Raw genomic sequence first — 2,423 nt, 5'->3', positions numbered from 1 at the left:
GATCTGCCGGATCTGCCAGGCTCGACCTAGGTCGAAGGTCGGGGTGTTCGGCGGAGTTTGGAACAACGATCGTGGAGAGATGACGCCCCTTCCCTTTGATATCGATGGCTTCCTCAGTCAGCCGCTCACCGCGCGCATCGCTACCGATGGACCGAGCGTGCGGCCTGTGTGGTTTCTGTGGGAGGAGGGCGCTTTCTGGGTTTTGACCGGGCCGTGGGCAAAGCTGTTTCACCGGGTAAGCACGGATCCGCAGATCGCCCTTGTAGTGGACGTATGTGACATCGCTACGGGGCTTGTCCGCCAGGTCATCGCCCGTGGCCGTGCCGAACGTGTTCCCTTCGACGTCCCGCGTGGGCGCCGCAAGTTGGTCCGTTACCTGGGCACGGATGAGTCCCGCTGGGATTCGCGCTTCGTCCGCTACCTGCATGATGATCCTGATCAGCGGGGCACGATGTGGCTGCGGCTGATCCCCTCGTCACTGACGGCTAACGACCTGAGCTACACGGCCACTCGCTGAGCTTGTTCTATGTCTACCAAGATCTTCCGGGCTTGCCGATGGCCTTGAGGGTCTCGGGGCGTTTGACGGTCTTGCCGACGTCGTAGCGGGGTGCCCGGTGCTTGTTCTTGGTGCCGGGCGGCCACCCTGGGCTGGCTCCTCGGGGTTTGGGAACACGGGCCGGGCAGGCGAGATGAGTGCGGATGTTCCTGAACCCCCGGCGGACCCGGGCCGGGGTGAGCCGGCCGGAGGCGGCGGGTTTCTCCCAGCGCCGGCGGAGGTCTGCGGCGAGGGGCCGGGCGAGCCGGAGCTGGGTGTGAGCGACGATCAGGATCCAGGTCCAACGGTCTGCCGCCTCGGGGGTGCGGAGTTTCGGGGTGGTCCATCCGAGGGTCTGCTTGGCGAAGCGGAAGGTGTGCTCCAGGTCGAAGCGGCGGAGGAATGCCTGCCAGAAGCGGTCCACGTCGTCCGGGGTGGCGCCGGTCTTGGAGGACCATAACCACAGTGGTGGAGCATCCCGGTCCTTCGACAGGTCCTCGACCTTCAACCGGATCAACGCGCCTTCCACCAGGGGTAGTGCACCGTCGTGGTCGAGCCAGGACGAGCGGTGGGTGAGCCGGGGGTGGACCCGGTCCCACGCCTGGGTCTCGGCCTTGCCGTAGTTCACGGTGTCGGTGACCGTGGTGATTGCGGGCTCGGGCCAGGTCTCCGGCTTGGTGAACCGGAACTCCGGACCGTGCTTGGGCGGCCGGCCGTTCGTCCCCGGCTGGCGGGTCGGCTTCGGCAGGCGCATGACGCGGTCGGAGCGGACCCGGCCGACCAGCTCGACCGGCAGGTCGCGCAGGACCCAGGCCAAGCGGGTGACGTCGTAGCCGGCATCGCTGACGATCACGATGTCCAGGTTCCCCGCCTGCCACTGGCCAGCGGCGATGAGCCGTTCAACGACCCCTCGGAGCTGAGCGGCGGTGACAGCGGTCGCGTCGTCTGCCGGGCCGAGCCGGACCGCGTCCAGGATCGCGGTCCAGGACGTGGAACCCGGCTCCAGAACGGCCACGAAGGAATAGGGCCAGCCCGGAATGAACTGCGACGCCGTCTTCGTCCGTCCGTAGACGTGGCAGAACAGACGCTCCGCCGAGCACGGCGCGTCCGAGCGGAGCCACGGCGACACATCGACCGCTAGGACCAGTCGCCCGCCATCGAAGCGCGGCAGCGGCAGGCCGGCCAGCACCGCCCGCAGCCGGCTGGTGTCGATCCGCCCGCGGTTCAAGCCGCCGTACATCGCTCCGTGCCCACGACGGTGCTCGGGCAACAGCGTCAAGTCCACCGGGGACTTCACCACTCCGTCCGCACATAGCACCGCGTCCGCCAGCTCGAACAACTCGTCGTGCCGAGCGGTCAGACACTCGTAGAACTCGCCCCGGAAGCGTGACGCTTCCGCGAACGCCTCCCTCCGGACAGCATCAGGCAGCAGACTCACCCTCACGGCCTACGTCTCGGTCACGTGCACCTTGGTCGGAGCACATGATCAGACGAAGACCACCCCCACGTCCGGCGAACCCCCAGGCGAGTGACCCAGTTCGAGAAGCCGTTCGAGGTGAGGGGCGTAGCCTCACACCGTGCCGAACCTCCTGGAGCTTCTGCAATCCCTTGATGATCAGCCTGCCGAAGCAGTGATCTACGCGGCCAAGCCCTGGACGGCCGCTGCAGACGCGGCCGTGGCAGCATTCGACGCGCCGCCGCCCAACCTTGCGTATCTACTCGATGTCGAACTGGCCAAGGACGTCCTCGGGGTTTGGTCATCCTGGCGGAACGGAGCCCGGCCCGACGGATCAGAGAAGTGCCAGGCGGTCATCCACTACGCCGAGCACGCCGCATACCTGCCCGTACATCACTGAGCCTCGGCACGCAGGCAACAAAGGCTTCGGCT

General features: G+C 67.1%; 3 protein-coding genes. 2 read left to right on the top strand and 1 reads right to left on the bottom strand.

Features of this window, described 5'->3' with window-relative positions; translation table 11 throughout:
* The first annotated feature begins 79 nt into the window (after positions 1–79).
* Positions 80–517 (top strand): pyridoxamine 5'-phosphate oxidase family protein, encoded by a 438-nt coding sequence (locus ACZ4EF_RS36835; protein WP_467508563.1) that lies wholly within the window; start codon positions 80–82, stop codon positions 515–517.
* Positions 518–530: 13 nt separating this feature from the next.
* On the opposite strand, the gene ACZ4EF_RS36830 is transcribed toward ACZ4EF_RS36835, so the two are convergent.
* Positions 531–1,973: an NF041680 family putative transposase gene (locus tag ACZ4EF_RS36830; protein WP_467508562.1), complete on the bottom strand. Its 1,443-nt coding sequence runs from the start codon at positions 1,971–1,973 to the stop codon at positions 531–533.
* A 139-nt stretch (positions 1,974–2,112) separates the two neighbouring features.
* On the opposite strand from ACZ4EF_RS36830, the gene ACZ4EF_RS36825 reads away from it, so the two are divergent.
* On the top strand, positions 2,113–2,391 hold the full coding sequence (locus ACZ4EF_RS36825; protein WP_467508560.1) for a hypothetical protein: 279 nt from the start codon (positions 2,113–2,115) through the stop codon (positions 2,389–2,391).
* Positions 2,392–2,423: the final 32 nt, after the last annotated feature.

The sequence above is a fragment of the Streptomyces sp. NPDC025721 genome (assembly GCF_055558595.1).
Note: the sequence above shows the minus strand (reverse complement) of the source record. Positions and strands in the feature narration are given on the sequence as shown.